Origin of the sequence: Actinomyces bowdenii, from assembly GCF_017592395.1 — a bacterium.
Lineage (GTDB): Bacteria > Actinomycetota > Actinomycetes > Actinomycetales > Actinomycetaceae > Actinomyces > Actinomyces bowdenii.
Genome location: NZ_JAGFOU010000024.1, coordinates 1 through 22,191, shown reverse-complemented (window position 1 = coordinate 22,191; position 22,191 = coordinate 1). Strand labels below are relative to the sequence as shown.

At 73.8% G+C, this 22,191-nt stretch carries 17 protein-coding genes; 5 read left to right on the top strand and 12 right to left on the bottom strand.

Annotated features, from left to right (window positions below; translation table 11 throughout):
- Positions 1 to 21: 21 nt before the first annotated feature.
- Genes J5X07_RS10430 through J5X07_RS10420 form a run of 3 tightly spaced genes read right to left on the bottom strand, consistent with a single transcriptional unit; the run spans position 22 to position 4,401 of the window.
- Positions 22 to 1,491 (bottom strand): serine/threonine-protein kinase, encoded by a 1,470-nt coding sequence (locus J5X07_RS10430; protein ID WP_208479762.1) that lies wholly within the window; start codon positions 1,489 to 1,491, stop codon positions 22 to 24.
- Positions 1,491 to 3,812, bottom strand: a complete 2,322-nt coding sequence (locus J5X07_RS10425; protein WP_208479761.1) for an FHA domain-containing protein — start codon at positions 3,810 to 3,812, stop codon at positions 1,491 to 1,493. The genes J5X07_RS10430 and J5X07_RS10425 overlap by 1 nt, the downstream gene beginning before the upstream one ends.
- Before the next feature lie 10 nt (positions 3,813 to 3,822).
- A complete protein-coding gene (locus J5X07_RS10420) occupies positions 3,823 to 4,401 on the bottom strand; it encodes an FHA domain-containing protein (RefSeq protein ID WP_243896741.1) in 579 nt (192 codons plus the stop codon).
- 229 nt (positions 4,402 to 4,630) lie between these two features.
- On the opposite strand from J5X07_RS10420, the gene J5X07_RS10415 reads away from it, so the two are divergent.
- Positions 4,631 to 5,173 carry a hypothetical protein gene (locus J5X07_RS10415; RefSeq protein ID WP_124933732.1) on the top strand — a complete coding sequence of 181 codons (543 nt, stop codon included), beginning with the start codon at positions 4,631 to 4,633 and terminating at the stop codon, positions 5,171 to 5,173.
- 57 nt (positions 5,174 to 5,230) lie between these two features.
- On the opposite strand, the gene J5X07_RS10410 is transcribed toward J5X07_RS10415, so the two are convergent.
- From J5X07_RS10410 to metG, 7 genes are all read right to left on the bottom strand, one after another.
- Positions 5,231 to 7,174 carry an ABC-F family ATP-binding cassette domain-containing protein gene (locus tag J5X07_RS10410; RefSeq protein ID WP_208479760.1) on the bottom strand — a complete coding sequence of 648 codons (1,944 nt, stop codon included), beginning with the start codon at positions 7,172 to 7,174 and terminating at the stop codon, positions 5,231 to 5,233.
- On the bottom strand, positions 7,174 to 8,148 hold the full coding sequence (locus J5X07_RS10405; protein ID WP_208479759.1) for a 4-(cytidine 5'-diphospho)-2-C-methyl-D-erythritol kinase: 975 nt from the start codon (positions 8,146 to 8,148) through the stop codon (positions 7,174 to 7,176). Before J5X07_RS10405 ends, J5X07_RS10410 begins: the two co-directional genes overlap by 1 nt.
- Positions 8,145 to 9,146, bottom strand: coding sequence for a 16S rRNA (adenine(1518)-N(6)/adenine(1519)-N(6))-dimethyltransferase RsmA (gene rsmA / locus J5X07_RS10400; RefSeq protein WP_208479758.1), 1,002 nt, complete (start codon positions 9,144 to 9,146; stop codon positions 8,145 to 8,147). The genes J5X07_RS10405 and rsmA overlap by 4 nt, the downstream gene beginning before the upstream one ends.
- A 203-nt stretch (positions 9,147 to 9,349) precedes the next feature.
- On the bottom strand, positions 9,350 to 10,270 hold the full coding sequence (locus tag J5X07_RS13305; protein WP_279596176.1) for a resuscitation-promoting factor: 921 nt from the start codon (positions 10,268 to 10,270) through the stop codon (positions 9,350 to 9,352).
- A 180-nt stretch (positions 10,271 to 10,450) separates the two neighbouring features.
- Positions 10,451 to 11,446, bottom strand: a complete 996-nt coding sequence (locus tag J5X07_RS10390) for an aggregation-promoting factor C-terminal-like domain-containing protein (protein ID WP_124933737.1) — start codon at positions 11,444 to 11,446, stop codon at positions 10,451 to 10,453.
- A 140-nt stretch (positions 11,447 to 11,586) separates the two neighbouring features.
- Positions 11,587 to 12,585: a TatD family hydrolase gene (locus J5X07_RS10385; protein WP_208479756.1), complete on the bottom strand. Its 999-nt coding sequence runs from the start codon at positions 12,583 to 12,585 to the stop codon at positions 11,587 to 11,589.
- A gap of 44 nt (positions 12,586 to 12,629) precedes the next feature.
- Positions 12,630 to 14,480 carry a methionine--tRNA ligase gene (gene metG / locus J5X07_RS10380; protein ID WP_124933739.1) on the bottom strand — a complete coding sequence of 617 codons (1,851 nt, stop codon included), beginning with the start codon at positions 14,478 to 14,480 and terminating at the stop codon, positions 12,630 to 12,632.
- 158 nt (positions 14,481 to 14,638) lie between these two features.
- On the opposite strand from metG, the gene J5X07_RS10375 reads away from it, so the two are divergent.
- The 3 genes from J5X07_RS10375 (at position 14,639) to J5X07_RS10365 (ending at position 17,771) form a co-directional block, all read left to right on the top strand.
- Entirely contained in the window at positions 14,639 to 15,865 is a 1,227-nt protein-coding gene (locus tag J5X07_RS10375) for a hypothetical protein (RefSeq protein ID WP_208479755.1), read from the top strand.
- Positions 15,866 to 15,932: 67 nt separating this feature from the next.
- On the top strand, positions 15,933 to 16,781 hold the full coding sequence (locus tag J5X07_RS10370) for a hypothetical protein (RefSeq protein WP_208479754.1): 849 nt from the start codon (positions 15,933 to 15,935) through the stop codon (positions 16,779 to 16,781).
- 267 nt (positions 16,782 to 17,048) lie between these two features.
- Complete coding sequence (locus tag J5X07_RS10365; RefSeq protein ID WP_208479753.1) at positions 17,049 to 17,771, top strand: hypothetical protein; 723 nt, start codon at positions 17,049 to 17,051, stop codon at positions 17,769 to 17,771.
- 83 nt (positions 17,772 to 17,854) lie between these two features.
- On the opposite strand, the gene J5X07_RS10360 is transcribed toward J5X07_RS10365, so the two are convergent.
- Positions 17,855 to 18,436, bottom strand: a complete 582-nt coding sequence (locus J5X07_RS10360; protein WP_208479752.1) for an isochorismatase family protein — start codon at positions 18,434 to 18,436, stop codon at positions 17,855 to 17,857.
- A 95-nt stretch (positions 18,437 to 18,531) separates the two neighbouring features.
- Positions 18,532 to 19,539, bottom strand: coding sequence for a 16S rRNA (cytidine(1402)-2'-O)-methyltransferase (gene rsmI, locus J5X07_RS10355; RefSeq protein WP_208479751.1), 1,008 nt, complete (start codon positions 19,537 to 19,539; stop codon positions 18,532 to 18,534).
- A 34-nt stretch (positions 19,540 to 19,573) separates the two neighbouring features.
- Between rsmI and J5X07_RS10350 the strand changes: the two genes are divergently transcribed.
- The gene (locus J5X07_RS10350) at positions 19,574 to 21,838 is read left to right on the top strand and encodes a dolichyl-phosphate-mannose--protein mannosyltransferase (RefSeq protein ID WP_424924127.1); all 2,265 of its coding nucleotides are present in this window, start codon (positions 19,574 to 19,576) and stop codon (positions 21,836 to 21,838) included.
- The last annotated feature ends 353 nt before the right edge of the window (positions 21,839 to 22,191 follow it).

The following is a 22,191-nucleotide window of genomic DNA, read 5'->3' as shown; positions in this document are numbered from 1 at the left end:
CGGGGGCGCCGGCGGGCCCTGTCAGCCCTCCACGCAGGCAGTCACCGCGCTGGAGGACTTCCCGTCCTCGCGCAGGCTGTAGACCTCCAGGCAGGTGCGCCCCAGATCTCCCTCGACGATGACGGAGGTGTCCTTGGTGGACTCCAGGGGGGTGTCCTGCCCGGCGATGACCTGCCGGTACAGGTAGCGCCCGCTCCAGTCGTCGCTGGGCGCCTGCCAGGTGAACAGGACGGAGCCGTCCTCGTTGATCCGGCCCTCCAGGCCGGTGGGCGGGGCCACCTCGGCCTCCACGGGGCTGACCGCCGGTGGGGCGATGGTCTCGAAAGCAGGGCGCCGCTCCTCGCCGCCGTGCAGCTTGGAGACGGCCATGGCGCCGATGATGACCACCAGGGCGATGACCAGCATCCCGCCGATGATCACGCGCAGGCGGCCGGGCTCGGCCAGCTCCGCCTCCGCCTCGGCCTCACGGCCCCGGTACTCCGAGGAGGCCGGGGAGGGATCCTCGGGCGGCTCGTCCACCCGCATGGCGATCCCGTCGCTAGTGACCTCCACGCGGCTGAAGACGCCCATGTGGGTGGCCTCGTCGTCCTCCTCCGTGCGGGCGCTGCGCGCCGTTGCGGTGTCCGCCTCGTGGAACAGGTCGACAGTGGTGATGGGCAGGTCGAGCTCGGCCTGGACCTGCTGCAGGGCGCGCGCGAAGGCCAGCGCCGTGGGATAGCGGGAGTCGGGGTTCTTGTCCATGGCCACCGAGAGCACCCGGTGGAGGGAGGGGGGCGCGTCCTGGCGCCCCAGGGGAGGCAGGGGGTCCTTGACGATGCGGCGGGAGAGCTCGTAGACGTCGGGGACGCCATCGAACTCGAAGGGGCTGCGGCCCGTGAGCATGGCGAAGGTGGTGGCGCCCAGGGAGTAGACATCAGAGGCGGGGTTGGCCGAGCGCATCCCCACCAGCTGCTCGGGCGGGGCCCAGGGCACGCTCATGCCGCGCAACTCCTCGGAGCCCTCCGGACCGCTCATGGCGGAGATGCCGAAGTCGGAGAGCACCGGGCGGCGATAGGTGGTGAACAGGATATTGGCCGGCTTGATATCCCGGTGGACGATGCCCGCGCGGTGCGCGGTCTCCACGGCGCCGGCGATCTGGATGGCGGTGGACAGCGACTCGGGGACGTTGAGCGGCCCCTCCCGCAGGATCGCCCCGAGCTGGGGCGGGGGGCAGTACTCCATGACCAGGAAGGGGTGGCCATCGGTGGAGACCCCCGCCCCGTAGATGGACAGGATGGCGGGGTGCGAGGAGACCCGGGCCATGAGGTTGGCCTCGGACTCGAAGCGGCTCGCCGTCCTGTCCTCGACATCGGCGTTCATCACCTTGACAGCGACCTCGCGGCGGGGCATCTGCTGCTCGAACAGGTACACCGTCGAGTAGCCCCCCGCCCCGAGGTCGCTGAGATAGGTGAAGCCCGCGATGACCGGGGGCGTCCCGTGCGGTTCAAGCATCAAGGCAGATTCTCAAAGGTGAGGGTCTGACCATCGCCTAGATCGAGCACGTCCCCGCTGCGCAGGAGCACGGGGTTGGACGCCGCCAGCCGCACGGAGGGCTCCCCGGCACGATTGAGGATCGTGCCATTGCAGTTGCCCAGGTCCTGGGCCAGCACGCTCCACGCATCCAGCTCGATGAGGATGTGGTTGCGCGAGACCAGCTGGTTGGGGCTGGGGATCTGCAGGGTGCGCACCGGCACGTCGGCCACGGAGGCGACGTCGGAGGACACCGGCCCACGACCCACCAGGACAGGGCGGTCCAGGCTGATGGCCTCCCCCGAGGAGGTCACCATCCGGCCCAGCGGCGGGCAGGCCACCGACTTGGCCGGACGGTTGAGCTCGGCCCCGCACTCCCGGCAGGTGGTGTAGTTGGTCGGGTTGGGGTGCCCCTGGCCGCAGACCGCGGAGAGCACGATGCGCACGGCATCGGGCTCGGCGGGCGTGACCACGGGCAGGGCCTCCTCGGCCTCCTTCTCCGGGCCCCCGATGAGGCTGACCAACTGGCCCACGAGGTCCTCGGGCAGGCCCGCGACGGTGTGGCCGTCGTGGTCGCCGAAGCGGGGCGCCTCCTGGAGCAGCACCGCGGAGGCCGGCGCCCTCCCCGTGCCATCGGCGCCCTCAGGGACGTCGATCGGCGCGGCTGCGTGGTCGCGCCTGCCCCCGCGGGGGGAGTCCAGCGGCTCATCCGGGGTGACCCCCTGGTTGAGCAGCTCGGCGCGCAGCTCCTTGGACAGGTCCTCCGGGAGGCTGGCGATGGTGCGGCCATCGTGGTCCCCGGGGCGCTCGGCCGCGGCCTCGTCCATCGACGCGGCTGAGGCCTCCGCCTCAAGGCCCCCGGCCTCGCCGGCCCCCTCCTGGGCGGGAGGGGGCGGCGGGGGCACCAGGCCCGAGGCCAGCGGATCGGCCTGCGGCTCCGAGGGCTCCGCGTCCAGCGGGGCGAGGGCCGACGGATCCCCCTCCTGCGGGGAGCTGGCCGCGAAGGCCAGCTCCTCAGCGGTGGGCTCACCGGGGGCCTGCCACGGCTCGGGGCCGGCCCCCTCCTCGCGGCTGGCGGCGCGCTCGGCGCCGCCCGCCTGGGCGGCCCAGTCGGCCCGCTCCTCGCGCTGCTCGGCCTCCACGAGGAAGTCGGGCAGCTCAACGGGCAGGGGGCTCGCGGCACCCTGCGCCGGCTCCTCGACGCCGGCAGCCGCAGCGGGCATGGCCGTCCCCTCGGGCTCGGCGAAGGCGGCGGCGAAGGCCTCAGCGGCCTGAGGGCCCGCCCCGGGCCCATCGGGCACCGCGTCACCGGAGTCGCCGGTGGCCTCGGCGGAGGCACCGGCCTCCGGTGCCGAGCCGACCGCGGCCGCCTCATCGGCGATGACCGCGGCCTCGGCCGGGTCCTTGAGCCCCGGGGTGCTGTGGTCCCGGGTCTCCTCGTCCTCCACCGCGGCGGCCTCGGGGGAGGCGGCGCTGGCGCCGTCCTCGGCCTGCTCAGCGCCGTGCCGGCTCTCAGCGGCCTCGGTGGTCCCGGAGGTCTCGGCGGTCCCAGTCCCGGGGCCCTCGTCGGGCCCGGTGGCCTCGGCGTCGGGCGCCTCGGCTGTGATATCGACGGCCTGGATGCCGTCCGCGCTGCTCTCAGGACCGGTCCGGGGCAGCTCGCCGGTCAGGGCGAGGGCCGCGGCGGCCTCGGCTCCGCTCTCCGCGGGCTGGGCGGCCACTGCCGCTGCGGGGGAGTCCTCGGCGCTCTCGATCCACTCATCATTCCCGGCGCCGGTCGCGGCGCCGCCGTGGTGCTCAGGTTCCGTGGAACCGGCACGATCGGGGTCCTCGTCCTCTCCGTCGTCCGTCTGGTCCCGACCGCCCTTGATGATGAGGCGGCTGGCGCAGACGACGGCGTCGGAGGCCGGGCGCAGGATGGGCCCGGCCTTCTCCGGGGTCTTGGCCACGACCGAGGTCGGGGAGGTGAACGTGGTCTCAAACCACGTGGTGATCCCTGCCGCGTCCACGGGCCGGCCATCGACCTCGACCTCCGCCTCGCCGCGGAGGGCCATGTGCAGGACGTCGGGCGTGGTCACGGCCAGGACGAAGTCCGGGATCGCTCCCAGACGCCCACCCATGCCCATGACCAGCTCGTCCAGAGCGTGGGTCAGGGATCCTTCGTCGCTACGCAGCAGCCACCACAGGCGCTCCGTCAGGTCCTGGGGGACCGAGGGGGGCAGCAGCATCACGGCACGGTCGGTAATGACACCGTTCCATGAGCCCTCGGCCCACCACACGACGTTGTTCGAGCTGTCGGTCATCTTCTTCTCCTCAACGGACGACGCATACTCCGTCACCCAAGTATGCCTGCCGTCCGCGGCCCACGTGACCCTGCTGCCCGGCTGCAAGGCGGCGCACGCCCGTATCGCTCTCTATATGCGTGCCGTTCGTGGAGCCCAGATCTGTGATGTACACACCATCCGGGGCGGGCAGGACGAGCACGTGGGTCTTGGATACCGAGTCATCGCCTTGCAGAACGGCGACGAGCTGGGCGCCGGGGTGATCGCGGACAGGGGAAGGGCGCCGGCCTAGGACCAGAGGCCCGGAGACGGGAATCACAGCGCCGTCGAAGACCAGGGAGCAGGCCACCCCCGACGAGGCCCGGGAGGACAGGAGCACCGTCCCGGCCATCCGGTCGAACCAGTTGCGGTGCTCGCCGAGCATCATGCTGCGCCCCCACAGCACCAGCGCCGCCACTCCGGCCGTGGGCACGAAGGCCAGGAGCACGAAGGCGGCATGGGCCGCGGCCGCCCATCCCGGGGCGGCCGTGGGGTCACCCACGCGCCGCAGCCGGACACCGGTGACGAGCCCGCCCGGGGAGGCGCCGGTGAGGGCCGTCATGAGAGTCATCACAGCGATGAGCAGGCCGCAGGCCCCCATGGCCGCGGGCACTCCCCAGCCCACAACCCATGTGAATAGTGCGAGAATGAGTCCCAGATCTATGAGAGCACGACCGATGCGCCCGCCCGTCGTGGCAGGCATAATCGTCGCATGGTGCTCTCGGGCTCTCATAGGACAGACATAGTAGGGGTCTGGGCGACTAGAGTGCATCGGACAAGAGTCTCGGAAGGAGCACAACGTGCAGATCGCTGTCACGCCTGATCCCCAGCGCTGGGTGATCATCCCGCCCTTCCCGCCCCCCGGGTGGGCGCGGGAGGAGGCGCGGCACCGCAGCGCCCACCTGGGCGTGACCGGCCCTCAGTGGCGCTCCGAGCTCGAATCCCTGCTAGATGAGCTCCAGGCCATGGAGCGGCAGGGGCGCTTCGCCCGGCTCATGCACATCGACGACGTCGCCAATCCGCCCTTCGTGGTGGATCTGAGCCTGGAGATCGCCGGCGACGACGGCTCCAAGGAGGGCCGGCGGGCCACTCAACGGGCCCTCATCGACGCGATGATCCCCGGTGCCGAGCCCACGCGGCTGCGCCCGGGCCACGACATGGCCGGCTTCTCCGCCTTCGGCGAGGACTCGGGCGCCACCCAGGGGGCGGTGGTCCTGCGGCTGGCCGGACTGCCCACGGTCCCGGTGGACCTGGTCATGCGGCTGTGGGGCGCCTCAGCGACGAGCATCACCCCCCACCTGGGGGACCTGGTGGAGCTGGCCCGCCAGGTCGCCCCCGTGTAGACCCGCCCCCGCGCGACTCCCCCGGTCCCCTCCCTGCCCTTCCCGGCGAACCGCGCCTCAGCGCCCGGAGTCGAGCACCTCGATGGCCGCGGCGGCCTCCAGCCACTGCTCCTCCAGGGCGGCGTGCTCCGCTTCGGCGGCGGCCGCCTCGCGCCCCAGCCCCGCGAGCTCGCCCGCCCGGGAGGGGTCGGCGGAGACCTGCTCCAGGCGGGCGTGCAGCTCCTCCATGACGCTCTCGGCCCGCTGCATCCTGCGCTCGATGCGCGCCAGGGCCTTGCCCGCCTCGCGGCGCAGCGCCCCGGGCGCCGCACCGCTCCCGGCCCTCGTCGTCGCGGGGGCGCCGGGGCCGGCGCCCCCTGCGGTGGCCGGGGCCTCCACCCCCTGCGGGCCGCCACCGGCCCGGCTCCTGCCCACCGCGGGCGCCTGCACGCTGAAGCCTGCCTGGCGGCGCAGCTCCAGGTACTGCTCCACGCCCCCGGGCAGCGCCCGCAGGGAGCCGTCGCCCAGCAGCGCCATCTGATGATCGGTGACCCGCTCCAGCAGGTAGCGGTCGTGGGAGACCACGATGAGCGTGCCGGGGAAGGAGTCCAGGATGTCCTCCACGGCGGCCAGGGTGTCGGTGTCCAGGTCGTTGGTGGGCTCGTCCAGGAGCAGCACATTGGGCTCGGTCATGAGCAGGCGCAGCAGCTGGAGGCGGCGGCGCTCCCCTCCGCTGATGTCGCCCACGCGGGTCCAGGCGCGCTGGCGGGTGAAGCCCAGGCGCTCGACGAGCTGGGCGGCGGTGAGCTCCTGGCCGCCCACGCTCACCCGCTCCCCCACCATGGACACCGCCTCGACCACGCGCTTGTCGGCCAGGGCGTCGAGCTCGTGGGTGGACTGGGACAGGGTGGCCACCGCCACGGTCGCCCCGCGGCGCACCTGGCCCTCGGTGGGCTCCTGGGCCCCTTCCAGCAGCCGCAGCAGGGTGGTCTTGCCCGCGCCGTTGACCCCGACGATGCCCACCCGCTCCCCCGGCGCCGTGCGCCAGGTCACCCGGCGCAGCACCTCGTGCTCACCGCCGTCGGGCCGGGGGTAGCGCACGGTGACGCCCTCCAGGTCGATGACGCGCTTGCCCAGGCGGGCGGTGGCCATGGCGGTGAGCCTGACCGTGTCGCGCGGGGGCGGCACATCGGCGATGAGGGCCTCGGCCGCCGCGATGCGGAAGCGGGGCTTGGAGGTCCGGGCGGGAGCGCCGCGCCGCAGCCAGGCCAGCTCCTTGCGCAGGAGGTTGTCCCGCTTGGCGGCGGCCAGGGCCGCCTGGCGGGCCCTCTCGGCCCGCGCCAGGACGTAGGCGGCGTAGCCGCCCTCGTAGGTCTCGATCCTGCCAGGCACCTGGGGGCGCCCGCCTCCGGGATCGAGGCCGGGGACCACCTCCCACACGTTGGTGCACACGGCATCGAGGAACCAGCGGTCGTGGGTGACGGCCACCAGCGCCCCGGCCCGGCGCGGGCCGCTGAAGCGGCGGCCGAGGTGGCCGGCGAGCCAGTCCACCGCCTCGACATCGAGGTGGTTGGTGGGCTCGTCGAGGATGACGATATCGGCCGGGGCGGTGAGCACGGCGGCCAGGGCCACACGGCGGCGCTGGCCGCCGGACAGGGAGCCCACAGGGGCCTCCAGGTCCAGGTCGGCCAGCAGCCCGGCGTGGATGTCGCGCACGGCGGCCAGGGAGGCCCACTCGTGCTCCGCGGCCCGGCCGTGGACGGCGCTGCGCACCGTGGCGGCGGGATCGATGCTGTCGGCCTGGTCGAGCATGGCCACGCGCACCCCGCCGGCCCGGGTGATGCGCCCGCCGTCGGGCTCGCGGCGGGCGGCCAGGGCGGACAGGAGGGTGGACTTGCCCGCGCCGTTGGGGCCCAGCACCCCCACCCGGGCGCCGTCCTCGATGCCCAGGGTGGCGCCGTCGAGCAGGATCCGGGATCCCACGACGATGCGCAGGCCCTCCACGCCGAGCAGGTGGGCCATCAGCCCACCACCCGGGCGCCGGCGACGGGGGCGTCGACCCTCAGCGTCCGCGAGCACAGCCCGCTGGCATCCAGCGCCCGGCGCACGCGCTGGGCGCAGGCCGCATCCTGGACCAGGGCGACGACGGTGGGGCCGGAGCCCGAGACGATGGCCCGCAGGGCGCCGGCCCGCTCGGCCAGGGCGATGACCCCGGCCAGCTCGGGGCGCAGGTCGAGGGCGGCGGCCTGGAGGTCGTTGTGCAGGTGGGCGGCCAGGGCCCGGGGGTCCCCGGCGCGCAGGGCGGCGGTCATGGCCTCGGGGACCTCCTGGGTGCTGGGCGCCGGGCCCGCCCCGCTCAGGTCATCGAAGCGGCGGAAGACCTCGGGGGTCGACAGCCCCCGCTCCTGGAGGGCGATGACCCACTGGTAGGTGCCGCGGGCCATCAGGGGGGTGACCAGGTCGCCGCGGCCGTGGCCCACCGCCGTGCTGCCGATCAGGGGGAAGGGGACGTCGGCGCCCAGCTGGGCGGCCAGGGCGGCCAGCTCGCCGGGGCCCAGTCCCGTGCCCCACAGGGCGTTGCAGGCCACGAGGGCCGCGGCGGCGTCGGCCGACCCCCCGGCCATGCCCCCGGCCACGGGGACGCGCTTGCGCAGCAGCAGGTCCACTCCCTCGCTCACGCCCGCGGCCCGGGCCAGGAGATGGGCGGCGCGCACGGCGAGATTGGCCTCATCGGTGGGGACGGTGCCATCGGGCTCCTCCAGGGTCAGGGTGATGTCCTGCCGGGACTGGGAGGGCTGGCGGCGCGCGGTGATGGTCTCGATGAGGCGAACCGCCTGGAAGACGGTGGTCAGGGGGTGGTAGCCGTCGGGACCGGGGGCGCCCACGGACAGGAAGAGGTTGACCTTGCCCGGCGCCTCGACGCGCACCGAGGCCGCCGATCCGGAGCGGGGCGGGGCGGGGTCCGGCCCGCAGGGGACCGAGCGCAGGTGGCTCATCGGGGCTCCTCTCCGGCCCGGGGGCCCTCCTGGGACGCCTGGGCGGGACTGTGATCGGGCCGGTGGGCCGGCTGCTGGGCGGGCGGGCCCTGGGACTCGCCGGGGCCGAGGGCGCTGAGGGCCTCCGCCAGGGCGGCGAAGGCCTCCACACCGAGCCGCTCCCCCCGCTGGGCGGGGTCGATGCCCGCGGCGCGCAGGGCTGCCTCGGCCCGATCCGTGCCGCCGGCCAGGTCGGCCAGGGCCTTGCGCAGGGTCTTGCGGCGCTGGGAGAAGGCGGCGTCGATGACGGCGAAGACCTGCTCGCGCGAGGCGGTGGTGGCCGGGGGCGGGCGCCGGATGAGCTCGACCAGGGCGGAGTCCACATGGGGCACGGGCCAGAAGACGTGGCGGGAGATGGTCAGGGTGCGGCGGGCCCGGGCGTACCAGGCGGCCTTGGCGCTGGGCACGCCGTAGGTGCGCGAGCCCGGCGGGGCGGCGAGGCGGTCGGCCACCTCGGCCTGGACCATGACGGTCAGCCGCTCCAGGCTCGGCAGGGCCTCCAGGGCGGTGAGCACGAGGGGCACGGCCACGTTGTAGGGCAGGTTCGCGACCATGAGCGTGGGCCGGGCCCCGCCCAGGTCGGCGGGGCCGCGGATGCCCAGGGCGTCGGCCTCGATGAGGCTGAGGCGCCCGGCGGCATGCGGCATGCGATCGGCCACGGTCACGGGCAGGGCCCGGGCCAGGGCGGGGTCGATCTCGACGGCCACGACGCGGGCGCCGGTCTCCAGCAGGGCCAGGGTCAGGGAGCCCAGGCCCGGGCCGACCTCCAGCACGCAGTGCTGGGGCCCCACCCCGGCGCTGCGCACGATGCGCCGCACCGCCCCGGCGTCGTGGACGAAGTTCTGGCCCAGGGTCTTGGTGGGACGGATGCCCAGGGCCTGAGCCAGTCCGCGCACCTGGGCGGGCCCCAGGAGCCCGCCTGCCGCGGCGGGGCTCTCCTGCGGGGAGGGCCCGCTCATGACGTTACCTGCCTCAATGCCTGCCTCATGCCTGCTCGGTGGGTGCTGGCCGTGCGCTCAGCCTGTACTCAACAACTGCGGAGCGCTGGTGCACATCGGCACCGTGGTCGCGCAGCAGGAGCACGGTAGCAGCACGGTAGCACTGCCCACCTGGGGCTTCCCGGCCGAGGGGGCGAGGACGGGGACGGGCCCGGGCGGCCGGCTCAGAGCAGGCCGAGCTTGGCGGCGCAGTGGGGCCACTGCCCCCATCCGGCGCGCTGCTGGAGCATCTGGGCGCGCATGGTCTGCTCCTCGGCGCTGGCGTCGGAGGGCAGGCCGGTGCCGCCCACCGACTGCCAGGTGGACAGGGAGAACTGGTAGAGGCCGTAGTAGCCGTTGCCGGTGTTGGTGCTCGGGTTGCCGCCCGACTCGCACTGGGCGAGCTGGGCCCAGACCCCCGAGTCATCCGCCGAAGCGCCACCGGAGCCGCCGCTGGAGGAGCCGGAGTCCGAGGAGCTGGAGGAGCCCGAGTCCTCGGAGGGCGCCTGGGGGGACGGCTCGGCCTCGCCCTTGGAGGTGGTGGCCCCGGAGTCGGGGGCCGCAGTGCTGGGGGCGGGGGTGGACTGGGCCTTGCCGGTGCCCACCAGGACGACCTCGTCGACCCTCTGGGTCAGGACCACGGTGGAGACCGGCGTGCGGGAGGCCTCCTGGCCGTCGACGGTGGTGACCTCGTAGACGGTGCGGGTCACGCCGTCGACGCCCTGGGTCTCGACCTTGGTCTCGCCCTCGGGCAGGGAGTCGGTCTCCTTCTCCACGGTGGTGTGGGCCTCGGTGACGTCCTCGGTGACCATGGTCACCGAGGAGGAGGGGGCCTCAACGGTGAGGGCCTGGCCGGTGGGGGCGGCCTCGGCCTCCCCGCCCAGGGCCGCGCCCGCCAGGGTGGACTGCCCGGAGGAGCCGTCGCCGGCCACCTGGACGGCGGCATAGGCGCCCCCGGAGACGATGAGGGACAGGCCGGCCGCCACCAGGGCCGAGCGGGTGAGCACGGAGGCGCGGTGACGCGGCTCGGGCGCAGCCCCACTGGCGGCGCTGGAGGCCTCGGCGTCGGGGAGGGCGGTGGGAGGCTGGGGGGCGGTGTTGTCCATGGGGGCCACGGGGTCTCGTCCTTCTGGTCGGCAGTGGCGCCCACCGTAACGGACCGATCACGGGCCGGGCAATGCCGCCCATCACAGGCGCCGGGGCGGCCCCTGGCGGCCCATGCGCTGGGCCCGCTGCCGGCCAGTGGCCGGCAGCGGGCCCCACGGGATCAGTGCCCGGACCGCGGGTCAGTACCAGCCCACGGCCTCGGAGTGGGCCCAGGCGCCGCAGGGGCTGCCGTAGCGCTCGGAGATGTAGCCCAGGCCCCAGGTGATCTGGGTGGTGGGGTTGGTCCGCCAGTCCGCCCCGGCGGCGGCCATCTTGTCGCCGGGCAGGGACTGGGGAATGCCGTAGGCGCCCGAGGAGGGGTTCTCGGCCTGGTAGTTCCAGTTGGACTCCCGGTTCCACAGGCTCACCAGGCAGGAGAACTCCGAGTCGTTCCAGCCGTAGCCGGCCATCATCGACTTGGCGATGGCCTGGGCGCCGGCCGCGTCGGTGCCCGACTCGGCGACGGGGGCGGGGGCGGCCTCAGCGGGGGCCTGGGCGGGGGACTCGGCGGCGGGGGCCTCAGCCGGGGCCTGGGCGGGCGCGGCCGGCTGGGCGCCGGTGCCCTTGAGGACGACCTCATCGACCTTCTGGGTGACCACGACGGTGGACACGGCCTCGCGGGAGACCTCCTGGCCGCCCACACTGGCCACCTGGTAGGTGGTGCGCGTCACGCCGTCGACGCCCTCGGTCTCGACCTTGGTCTCGCCCTCGGGCAGGGAGTCGGTCTCCTTCTCCACCGTGCCGTGGGCCTCGGTGGTGTCCTCGGTGACGGTGGAGAACTCGGCGCTCTCGCCCTCGACGACCGCGGACGGGGCGCCCGCCCCGGGGCCCCCGTCCTGGATGCCGGCTCCCCCGGCCTCGCCGCCCAGCGCGCTCAGCGAGCCGGCCACACCGCCCTCGCCCTCGTCCTGGGCGAGCACGGCGGCGTAGGCGCCACCGGAGACCGCCAGGGACAGCACGGCGGCCGCGCCCCCGGCGCGGAAGAGCATGGGGCTCAGCGGGGTCCTCGCCGGCCCCTCGGCGCGGCGGCGCCCGTGCCCCCCGGTGGCGGCTCCCCGGGACAGGGACCGCGAGGCCAGGGAGCCGAGCTCCACCAGGGTGGTGTTCAGCGAACTGGTCTGGGAGTGTCGACCCACGATGTCATTCCTTCGGTAGACGGCTCGTGCCACCGTAACGGATCGCTCGGGGATCTGACTATGCGTCCCCTCACAGCGTTGACGGCTTGTGACTGAACCGTGCAGATCTCAACTGACTCCCACCTGGTGCCAGCCTGGGATCATGCTGAGGGTTGATCGCCGGGCCCATCATCACCGCCCGCCGGCGGCACCACCTCATCGCCGCCCGCCGGCGGCCACCACCCGTAGACCTCCTGCGTGGTGGCCTGGAGCCTGGCGCACATGCCCTCCAGGTCCCGGTCCCTGAGCCCGGCCAGGAAGCCCACGGTGGCACCCATGAGGTAGGAGGCGTTGGGCCGTCCCCGCCAGGGCCTGGGCGGCAGGTAGGGGGCGTCGGTCTCCACCAGGAGGAGCTCCTCGGGCAGGAGGCGCACGGCGGCGCGCAGATCCTCATTGGCGGGATAGGTCACAGGCCCGGCGATGGAGGCGTACCAGCCGTGCTCGGCGCAGGCCCGGGCCAGCGCCTGCCCGCCGGAGAAGCAGTGGAAGACGGTGCGGGCCGGGGCGCCGTCGGCCTCCAGCACCTCCACGCAGGCGGCGTGGGCGTCGCGGTCGTGGATCTGCAGGGGCAGGTCGAGCTCCTTGGCCAGGGCGATGTGGGCGCGGAAGGACTCGCGCTGGACCCGGGCGCCGCGCTCGCCGGTGCGGAAGAGGTCCATGCCGGTCTCCCCCACGGCCACCACGGCGTCGCGGTTGGCGGCGATGGCGGCCTCCAGGCGGGACAGGGCCCCGTCCAGGCCGATGGTGTGGTGGTCCTCGAAGCGCGGCTCCAGGCCGTCGGGGCCCACCTCGCGCACCCCCGCGTGGCTGACGGCCTCATTGGGGTGGATGGCCAGGGCCGCGCGCACGCCCCCCAGCCCCCGGGCCAGCTCCAGGCTGGGCTCCCAGGCGGGCAGCTCGCAGGCCGAGGTGATCATCCGGGTCACCCCGGCGGCCCAGGCGCGCTCGACGAGCTCGGCGGCGCTGAGCGGGTCGTGGGAGCCCGGCCCCGCCGGCTCCCCGGGATAGGGCAGGTGGGCGTGGTTGTCGGTGACGGGTCCGGGCAGTGGGGCGACGGCGTCGGCCGGCGGCCAGGAGCGGTCGCGCCTGCTGGGGCTCACGGCGGGTGCCCTCCTCTCGGGTCGGTCCGCTCCGGGGCGGGGGCTCAGGCGCCGGTGACGTCGTCGGGCAGGCTGCCGGCGTAGCGGGCCAGCTCCTCCTCGACGATGGACTCCTCGAGCTTGGTGAACACGGGGGCCGGCTTGGCCACCGGGGCGCCCACGGGGACGGGATGGCGCCGCCAGGCGGGGGCGCCGGTGTAGTCCCCGGTGATGATGGGGTAGCCGCCGCGGCCCTCGAAGGCCTCGGGCAGCGCCTGGGGGGCCAGCTCCTCGGCCTCCTCGATGCGGGGCATGGGCGCGATCCGGCCCTCCCCGCCCAGGATGCGGTCGACGGCGTTGGCCGAGTGGGGCAGGAAGGGCGAGAGCAGGAGGTTGAGATCGGCCACGGCCTGGGCCAGGGTGTGCAGGACCGTCGACAGCCGCAGCCAGGCCTCGGAGCCCTCCTCGCCCTTGAGCTTGAAGGGCTGGGTATCGGCCACGTACTTGTTGGCCTCCCCCACCAGCCGCATGGCCTCCCCCAGGGCCGCCTTCTGGCGGTGGCGGGCGATGAGGCCCCCCACGGTGGTGAAGCCCGCCTCGATGGCCTCCAGCAGGGCCCGGTCCTCCTCCTGGAGCTCGCCGGGGGCGGGGATGGCGCCGAAGCGCTTGTGGATCATGGAGGCGGTGCGGTTGACCAGGTTGCCCCAGCCCGCGACGAGCTCGCCGTTGGTGCGGCGCACGAACTCCGCCCAGGTGAAGTCGGCGTCGGCGGTCTCGGGGCCGGCGGCGCAGATGAAGTAGCGCAGGGCGTCGGCCTGGTAGCGCTGGAGGAAGTCGCGCACGTAGATGACGATGCCGTGGGAGGAGGAGAACTTCCTGCCCTCCATGGTGAGGAACTCGCTGGAGACCACCTCGGTGGGCAGGTTGAGCACGCCCAGCTCGCCGGGGGCGCCGCCGCGCTCGCCCTGGCCGTTGTGGCCCAGGAGCTCGGCGGGCCAGATCTGGGAGTGGAAGACGATGTTGTCCTTGCCCATGAAGTAGTAGGACAGGGCCTCGGGGTCGTTCCACCAGGCGCGCCAGGCCTCGGGGTCCCCGCTGCGCCGGGCCCACTCGATGGAGGCCGACAGGTACCCGATGACGGCGTCGAACCAGACGTAGAGGCGCTTGGTGGGCCGGTCCTCCCAGCCCGGGACCGGGATGCCCCAGTCGATGTCGCGGGTCATGGCGCGCGGGCGGATGTCCTCCAGGAGGTTCTGGGAGAACTTGATGACATTGGGGCGCCAGGTGCCCGAGGACTCGCGCTGATCGAGCCAGGCGCCCAGGGCGGCGGCCAGGGCCGGCAGGTCGAGGAACCAGTGGGTGGACTCCACGAACTCGGGGGCCTCGCCGTTGATGCGCGAGCGCGGGTCGATGAGGTCGGTGGGGTCGAGCTGGTTGCCGCAGGTGTCGCACTGGTCCCCGCGGGCCCCGGCGGCCCCGCAGATGGGGCAGGTGCCCTCGATGTAGCGGTCGGGCAGGGTGCGGCCGGTGGAGGGGGAGATGGCCGAGCGGGTGACCCGCTGGACCATGTAGCCGTTGTCCCGCACGGTGCGGAACATCTCCTGGACGACGGCGTAGTGGTTGCCGGCCGTGGTGCGGGTGAACAGGTCGTAGGACAGCCCCAGGGCCACGAGGTCCTCGACGATGAGGCGGTTGTTGCGGTCGGCGAGCTCGCGGGCGCTGATCCCCTCCTCGTCGGCGGCCACGAGGATCGGGGTGCCGTGCTCGTCGGTGCCCGAGACCATGAGGACGTCGTGGCCCGCCATGCGCATGTAGCGGGAGAAGACGTCCGAGGGGACGCCGAATCCGGCGACGTGACCGATGTGGCGGGGGCCATTGGCGTAGGGCCAGGCGACCGCGGAGAGGATGTGCGTCATGGGCCATAGCCTATCCGCTCGGCACTCGGGGTCCGTATGGTGTCCCCAGCAGTGGCACCGCCCGCGCCCCTGCCGCCCACCGGCCCTCCCCGCCCCAGCGGGGGCGGCCCCTGCCGGGGGAGCGGGGCGGGGCCCGCACCGTTGAGGAAGGACGCGCCATGACCCAGCCGAGCCAGCCGCCCCAGGCGAGCCCCGGGGCCGATCCGGCTCAGCCGCAGCAGGAGCAGCCCCGCTACGGCCATCTGCCCGCGTCGGCCGCCGGCCCCGGCGCGCCCGCCCACCCCGGGCAGCCGGCGGCCGCCATGGCACCGGCCCATGCGGATCACCCAGCCGGCCCCACCCACTCGGCCTACTCGGCCTACTCGGCCTACTCGGCCTACTCGGCGCAGCCCGCCCCGGGCACGGCCCCCTCCTCCCTCAGCGCCCCCTCCACCGGGTACGGCGCGGTGGGACCGGCTCCGGCCGCCCAGGGCCACGGGGGCCCGGGCCCGGTGCACGACCAGTACGCGGCGACCGCCGCCTACCCCCAGGGGCCCCTGGCTGAGGCCGGCGCCCCCTTCGCGGCCGGAGCAGGCGCCGCCCCCGCCATGGGGCAGGCCCCTGCGCCCCACGCTGCGGGGCCGGCGGGCCCGCCCGCCCAGTCCTCGCCCTACCGCGCGGTGCCGGCCTGGGCGCCCTCGGCCCCCCAGCCCTGGGCCGCCTCCGCAGTATCGGCCGGTGCGCCCCCTGCCGCGCGATGGCCGGAGATCAGCCCGGCCCCGGTAGCGGCGGGCACCGCCGGTCCCGGGGCATCGCGGGCTGCGCCCCGCACGAAGGGGCCGGCCGTCGTCATCGGGTTCAGCGCGGTGGTCATCATGGGAGGGATCATCGCCTTCGTGAGCAGCCTTCTCCTCTCGGGCAACCTGGATGACGGATTCAGCGAGATCAGGACCAATGGCGCCGTGGCGGCCGAGCTGTCCTCCGGGGAGCGGTACGGGCTCTACCACCTCACCGAGGAGGCGCCGTCGTGCACCGTCACGGATCCCCAGGGCCGGGAGACGGCTATCACCCCCGGGAACGAGAAGCCCTTCTCCAGCCGCAACTACAAGCACTTCGGGACCTTCACGGCGGCCTCCTCGGGCTCCTACACCATCTCCTGCTCGGGCCAGGAGGAGGACACCACCTGGGCCAGCCCCCTGGTCACCTCCGATGACTACGATGGCGCTTTCCACTGGGCGCTCACCGGTCTTGCCCTCATCATCCTGGGCATCATCCCACTCGTCATCGCCTCCGTGGTTCGCGCCCGGCGCATCCGGGCCTTCCTGCGCGCCCAGACGGCGTCGCTGACCTCCATGGCCGGCGTGGGAGCCGGCGGGCACATGCCGGGCGCCTGGCCCCGTGGATGAAGATGGGCGGAGGTGGGAGCCCATGACCATGAGCCCGCACCCAGGGCCTGAGCAATCCTGGCAGCCCTTGGCCATCGCGGCCCCCGCCATGACCGCTCCGCGTGGTCGGCGCCGCGCCGGAGGGCTCTGGGCCCTTGCCGCGCTGTCCCTGGGCGCATGCCTGGCGGCCCTGAGCATCGGCCTGTTCGTCGCCTCCATGGTCTCCTCCCAATCCCCGAGGATCGAGAACGAGCGTGCCGTCCCCGCCGACGGCACGCCGCTGCGCGCGGAGCTCCGGGGGGAGCGCCGCTACAGCCTCTATTCCGATGCGGAGGATGTGTCCTGCACCATCACCGGCCCCTCCGGCGCCCGGCTCGGCCTGGAGCCGCCTTCCGAGGGTCCCGGCGGGGGCACGGACAGGGAGACCAGCTCCGGGACGACGGCCCAGCCGGAGCGGCTGTCCTTCACCGCTCAGCACGATGGGGTCCATCGGTTGGCCTGCACCGCGGCAGGTCCCATCATCCTCAATCTGTCCAGGGACACGTCGGAGAACAACCGTGAGGCGCATTCCCTCTTCATGTGGTCCGGCCTCGCCCTGGCGCTGAGCGTGCCGCTGATCCTGGGAGGGGGGAGCGCCACCGTCGTGCGCCGGATCCGTATGCACCGCGAAGCGCAGATGCTCGGCATGCAGGCCGCCGGCCCCCAGCAGTGGGGGTGGACGTCATGGCCCGGCGCCGTCCCTGCCGCGCCGATGACTCCCGCCACTCACCCTCCTGCCGCCCCGGCCCAGGCGCTCCCGGCCCAGCCCGCCTGGCCCTGCCCCTCCTCGGTCTACGGCCCCTCACCGGCCCACCCTGCCCCATACCCCGCCTACCCCGCCTCATCTCCCGTGCTCCCGACCGAGTACCCGCAGGGCCCCGGCGCCCCCGAGGCCTGACGCAACAGGACTGAGCCCTCCGGGCGGGCCGCACCTCCTCCCGCCTCCTCTCCCCGGGCACGTGCGCGGCTCCCCCTGGCGCCCCTGGTCCTGGCGGCCGCTCCTCCCCGCTCTCCTGAGCCCCGCGTCGCAGGAATGGCGCGAGCCCGCCTCAGCGACGACTACTGTGATACTCACAGCACTCATCACTTCACTGCGGCGCCTCACGCGGCTGCGCCACCGCGCCGCGGACCGTGCGCTCATCGTCGTCGAGCCAGGAGGGCTCCCATGACCCAGTACCCGGGCTCCCAGCCCTTCCCCCAGGACCCGTTCCAGCATGTCCCCGACCCGCCGGCTGCCGTCCCCTATCCGCCTCCGGGCGCGGCCGTGCCGCCAGGCGCTCCCTACGGCCCTCAAGCCCCCTACCCCTATGGGCCGGGCGTGGCAGCCCCCAGGCGGCCCGTCCCGCAGGGCAACATAGGGCCGATCATCCTGCTGGTCAGCGGCATTCTCACCATCGTCCTGGCCGGCGCCCTCCTGGCCGGCTCAGTGGTCTCCCTGAGCCGGATCACCTCGTCCTTCCAGCCGATCGCCATGGATGCGCCCAGCCTGATCAGCCTCAAGGCCTCGCAGTCCTACGCCCTCTACACCGACACCATCTTCCCGCCCAGGTGCGAGGTCGAGGCACCCGATGGAAGCGACGTCGTCGTCTCAACCGCCAGAACGGAGACCGCCAAGTCCGTGATCATCAACGACCTCCATCTCAACGCCACCTTCGAGGCGGATGAGGCGGGCACCTACACCATCACCTGCGACACGAGTGCCAGCATCACCGGCGTCCGGCAGGCCTACGTCGGGCACGCCGCCTCACCGAGCGACATCGGCGGCACCGTCGCCGGCATCATCGGCGGGGTCCTCCTGGGACTCGTCGGCCTCTTCCTCGCCGTCGGCGGGGGGATCTGGTGGGCGGTGCGCTCCAGCGCCCGTAAGCGGCAGCAGCCACTGCCCTGACTTTCCTGACTTTTCGACAATTTGCATGAGATCGTACTTCTCCAGGCCTGGAGAAGTACGATCTCATGCAAATTGTCGAAAGTTCAGGGGGAGGTGGTGAGCTCGACCCCGGCGTGGGCCAGGGCGGCGCGGGCGGCGGCCCCCTGCTCTGGCGTCACGGGCGCCGTCAGGTCGGTCATCACCCGCACCCGGTAGCCGCGGGCGGCCCCGTCCAGGGCCGTGTCCTTGACGCAGTGGGACTCGGCCAGGCCGACGACGTCCAGGTCGGTGATCCCCGCATCCATCAGGATCCGCTGCAGGCTGGTGCCGCTGTCGTCCACCCCCTCGAAGCCCGAGTAGGCGGCCGAGTACTGGCCCTTCTTCACCGCCACATCCACATCCACCTCGGCCAGCGCCTCGTGAAGATCAGCCTCCCGAGTGCCCGCCACGCCGTGCGGGGGCCAGGTGTCCACGAAATCCGGCTCCTCGGAGAAATGGCGGCCCGGATCGATATGCCAGTCCTGGGTGGTCACCACCATGTCGTAGTCCTCACGGTGGGCGGTGGCGTAGGCGGCCACGCCTCGGGCGACGTCATTGCCCCCGGTGACGGCCAGGGCACCGCCCTCGCAGAAGGTGGGCTGGACATCAACGATGATGAGTGCGCGGCGGCGAGGCTGTGCGGTCATGCCCAGAGCCTAACGGTGAACCGGCATCGGCGCGCCCCGGACCACCGGCGCGATGCCGGCCGGCGCCCGCCAGCCCCGGTCGGCCTCCGCCGGCCCTACTGCGCCGCCCGCTCCTGGCGCAGGGCCAGCGCCTCGCGGTAGACATCGTTGGGCCGCAGCCCCGCCGATCGGGCCGCCTGCCCGGCCGCGTCCTTGAGCCGCATGCCCTGCTCGGCCAGGGACAGGGCCGTGCGCGCCGCCTCCCGGGGATCGGCCTCCGCGGGCCGGGCCCCGGCGACGACGAGGACCACCTCCCCCAGCACGCCCTGCTCAGTGGAGCGGGCCAGCTCCCCCAGGGTGGCGCGGCGGATCTCCTCATGGGTCTTGGTCAGCTCCCGGCACAGGGCCGCGGGGCGGTCCTGGCCCAGGATCTCCGCCATCATCGTGATCGTCTCATGCACGCGCCGCGGCGACTCGAAGAGCACCATCGTGCGCTCCTCGCCACTCAGGGCGGTGATCGCGCGGCGGCGCTCCCCCGGACGGCGCGGCAGGAAGCCCTCGAAGCAGAAGCGGTCCGAGGCCAGGCCGGACAGGGCCAGCGCGCTCAGCACCGCCGAGGGCCCGGGGGCCGATGTCACCTCCACCCCGGCCTGCACCGCCGCCCGCACCAGGCGGTAACCGGGGTCGGAGACCGAGGGCATGCCCGCATCGCTGACCACCAGGATGCGGTGCCCCGCACGCGCCGCCTCGATGAGCTCGCCGGCGCGCCGGCGCTCATTGTGCTCATGGAGGGAGACCACTCGTCCCGTGATCTCCACCCCGAGCCGCTGGGCCAGGGCCCGCAGGCGCCGGGTGTCCTCCGCGGCGATGAGCCCGGCGCAGCCCAGAGCAGCCCGCAGTCGGGCGCTGGCGTCGGCCGCATTCCCGATAGGGGTGGCGGCCAGGGTGATGACGCCGGGCCGCAGGCAATCGGCGGGCCCTGGTCCCCCGGACTCCCGCAGTGCCTCCCCCGCCCGGGGCACGCCCGGGCCGGGCCCCTGCTCGGAGGGCGCCGGGGCCGCGACAGGAGCGCCGTCGCGGCCCTGAGCAGGGGCGCTGGCGGCAGATGGTCCGTCATCGTTCATGGGATCAGTATGGCGCTGCCCCTAGACTCGCAGCGTGACAACTCCCAGCGCGCTGTCCCCCGATGTGCCCGCAGACGCCGAGGCCACCACGGTCGCCCGAGGCCCCCTCGACCGGGAGGCCCTCGGCGCCCCGGCCGAAGCCCCGGCCCCGGAGCAGGATCCGGGCCTGGCGGAGGAGGACCGGGACCCGCCCGCGCGCACCGAGAACGAGCTGCGCCGGCGGCTGGGCCTGGAGCCCCTGGAGTGGGCCCTGCCGCGGGCGGTGAGGATCCGCGGCTGGGTGGCCACCGCCGTCGTCGCCCTCATCGCGGCCCTGACCCGGCTCATCGGCCTGGGCCACCCCAGCACGCTCATGTTCGATGAGATCTACTACGTCAAGGACGCCTACGCGCTGTGGACGGTGGGCTATGAGGCGCAGTGGGCGGAGGGCTCCGACGCGCTGTTCGCCGCGGGCGACTTCTCGGGGATGTCCTCCGAGCCCAGCTACGTGGTCCACCCCCAGTTCGGCAAGTGGCTCATCGGCCTGGGCATGCAGGCCCTGGGCGCCGACTCCCCCTGGGGGTGGCGGATCGTGCCGGCCATCGCCGGCATCGCCACGGTGGTGCTCCTGGCGCGCCTGACCATGCGCCTGACCCGCTCCCCCCTGCTGGCGGGGCTCGCCGGCCTGCTGCTGGCCATCGACGGCGTGGGGATCACCGAGTCGCGCATCGGGCTGCTGGATGTCCTCATCGGGTTCTTCGCCACGCTCACCCTGTACTGTCTGGTGCGCGACCGGGAGTGGTCGCGGGCCAGGCTCGCCCGCGACCTGAGGGGCACGAGCGCCAACCACCTGGCCCCCCGCGCGCATCTGCGCCCCTGGCTGTGGGCCACCGGCGTCAGCCTGGGCCTGACCTGCTCGATCAAGTGGTCGGGCCTCTACCTGCTGGCAGTGGTGGGCATCCTGGTGGTGGTGTGGGACACGACGGCGCTGCGGCAGGTGCGCTCCAAGGCGTGGCTGCTGGAGGGGGTCATCGCTCGCGGCATCGGCGACTTCGTCCGCCTGGTGCCCACGGCCCTGGTGGTCTACGTGGCCCTGTGGTGGTCCTGGTTCGTCCACGACAAGGCCTACAAGCACGGGTGGGCCGCCGAGCAGCGCGCCGCCGGGACGCCCCAGCGCTCCTGGTTGCCGGATTCCCTCAACGACCTGCTGGAGTACCACCAGTCCATGTACAGCTTCCATGTGGGGCTGGACTCCAAGCACCCCTACGAGTCCACTCCCGCGGGCTGGCTGCTGCAATGGCGGCCGACCTCCTTCTACTGGCCCTCCGAGGAGGAGATGGCCGGCGCCTCCTGCGGCGCGTCGCGCTGCGTGCAGGCCATCACCTCCATCGGCAACATCCCCATCTGGTGGGCGGCGATCCTGGGCCTGGTGGTGGTCCTGGTCATGGGCATCTCGGGGCGCGACTGGCGCGCCTGGGTGCCGCTGGCCGGCTACCTGGGGCTGTACGTCCCCTGGTTCCAGTACCCCGATCGCACGATCTTCACCTTCTACACCGTCGCCTTCGTGCCCTTCGTGGTCCTCGCCCTGACCCTCGCCCTGGGGCAGGGGATGGGAATGCTGCGGCCCGTTCCCGGCTCCCGGGAGGACCGGCTGGAGGAGGCCACCCTGGCGGCGGGGTGGATCGGCGAGGGGCGGCCGGCCCCGCGCGGGCTCATCGCCCGCTTCCTCGGCTTCGGCCCGCAGGCCACCGGTGCACGGCTGCCCGACGACGGCGCCCCCACCGTCGGCGCCTCCGATGCCGGCACGGCCCCCGACGGCGTCGCGGTGCGGGAGGCCTCCGCTCAGGGCCCCGAGGCGGCCGGGGCCGCCGAGGGGGGCGGGCAGGGCCCCACCGATGCCATGGACGGCTACCCCACGGCCGAGGACACCGCGACCGCCACGGCGGATCGACGCGCCATGGCCGAGAAGGCCTCCGGGCTCATGGACGACTACCCCACGGCGGGCACGTCCCTCACGACCCTGGAGGCCGAGGGGATCGAGGAGCCGGAGGGCGCCGATGGGGCCGGGGCCGACGACGGCCCGCAGGGCGGCGCGAGCGCGGCCCATCCGGTAGGGCTGGCAGGCAGGGTCCTGCGGATGCTGCCGCCCCGGTGGACGGGCGTGCCCACCTGGCGCCTGCGCCCCGAGGGGCTGCTGCTCACCGTCGTCGTCGTGGGACTCGCCGTGACCTTCGCCATCCTGTGGTGGCCGATCTGGACCGGCCGGACGGTGTCCTACGACTTCTGGCGCATGCACATGCTCCTGGACTCCTGGATCTGATCAGCGCTGCGGCCGGCGCGGCCACCGGAGGGCTCCGCGAGGGCAGCGGCGGCTCCGCGAGGACGGTTGAGCGTCACTTCGCGACAGGCGCGTCACTTCGCGACGTGGACGTACCTTGTAGGTGTCGCCCAAGTCGTGAAGTGACGTCGAATCCGCCAAGTGACGCGCTTCTTCGCCTCCAGTAGTGCCCCGTGGAGTGGGGTAGCAGCTGGTGGTCGCGGACCCGGGTCAAGTCTCTTGGTGTGGTGTTCTTTGTGTTAGGTGGTGATGGTCATCAGGGGGTGGTTGTCGGGGGTGGTGTGGGTCAGGGTGTGGGTTAGTTGCTGGAGTGAGGTCTGGGATAGGTAGCGGCG

Bases quoted from the DNA above. Each gene is read 5' to 3' on its own strand.
- J5X07_RS10430 (WP_208479762.1), bottom strand. From the start codon at position 1,491: ATGCTTGAACCGCACGGGACGCCCCCGGTCATCGCGGGCTTCACCTAT.
- J5X07_RS10425 (WP_208479761.1), bottom strand. From the start codon at position 3,812: ATGACCGACAGCTCGAACAACGTCGTGTGGTGGGCCGAGGGCTCATGG.
- J5X07_RS10420 (WP_243896741.1), bottom strand. From the start codon at position 4,401: ATGACTCTCATGACGGCCCTCACCGGCGCCTCCCCGGGCGGGCTCGTC.
- J5X07_RS10410 (WP_208479760.1), bottom strand. From the start codon at position 7,174: ATGGCCCACCTGCTCGGCGTGGAGGGCCTGCGCATCGTCGTGGGATCC.
- J5X07_RS10405 (WP_208479759.1), bottom strand. From the start codon at position 8,148: ATGAGCCACCTGCGCTCGGTCCCCTGCGGGCCGGACCCCGCCCCGCCC.
- rsmA (WP_208479758.1), bottom strand. From the start codon at position 9,146: ATGAGCGGGCCCTCCCCGCAGGAGAGCCCCGCCGCGGCAGGCGGGCTC.
- J5X07_RS13305 (WP_279596176.1), bottom strand. From the start codon at position 10,270: ATGGACAACACCGCCCCCCAGCCTCCCACCGCCCTCCCCGACGCCGAG.
- metG (WP_124933739.1), bottom strand. From the start codon at position 14,480: ATGACGCACATCCTCTCCGCGGTCGCCTGGCCCTACGCCAATGGCCCC.
- J5X07_RS10375 (WP_208479755.1), top strand. From the start codon at position 14,639: ATGACCCAGCCGAGCCAGCCGCCCCAGGCGAGCCCCGGGGCCGATCCG.
- J5X07_RS10365 (WP_208479753.1), top strand. From the start codon at position 17,049: ATGACCCAGTACCCGGGCTCCCAGCCCTTCCCCCAGGACCCGTTCCAG.
- J5X07_RS10360 (WP_208479752.1), bottom strand. From the start codon at position 18,436: ATGACCGCACAGCCTCGCCGCCGCGCACTCATCATCGTTGATGTCCAG.
- rsmI (WP_208479751.1), bottom strand. From the start codon at position 19,539: ATGAACGATGACGGACCATCTGCCGCCAGCGCCCCTGCTCAGGGCCGC.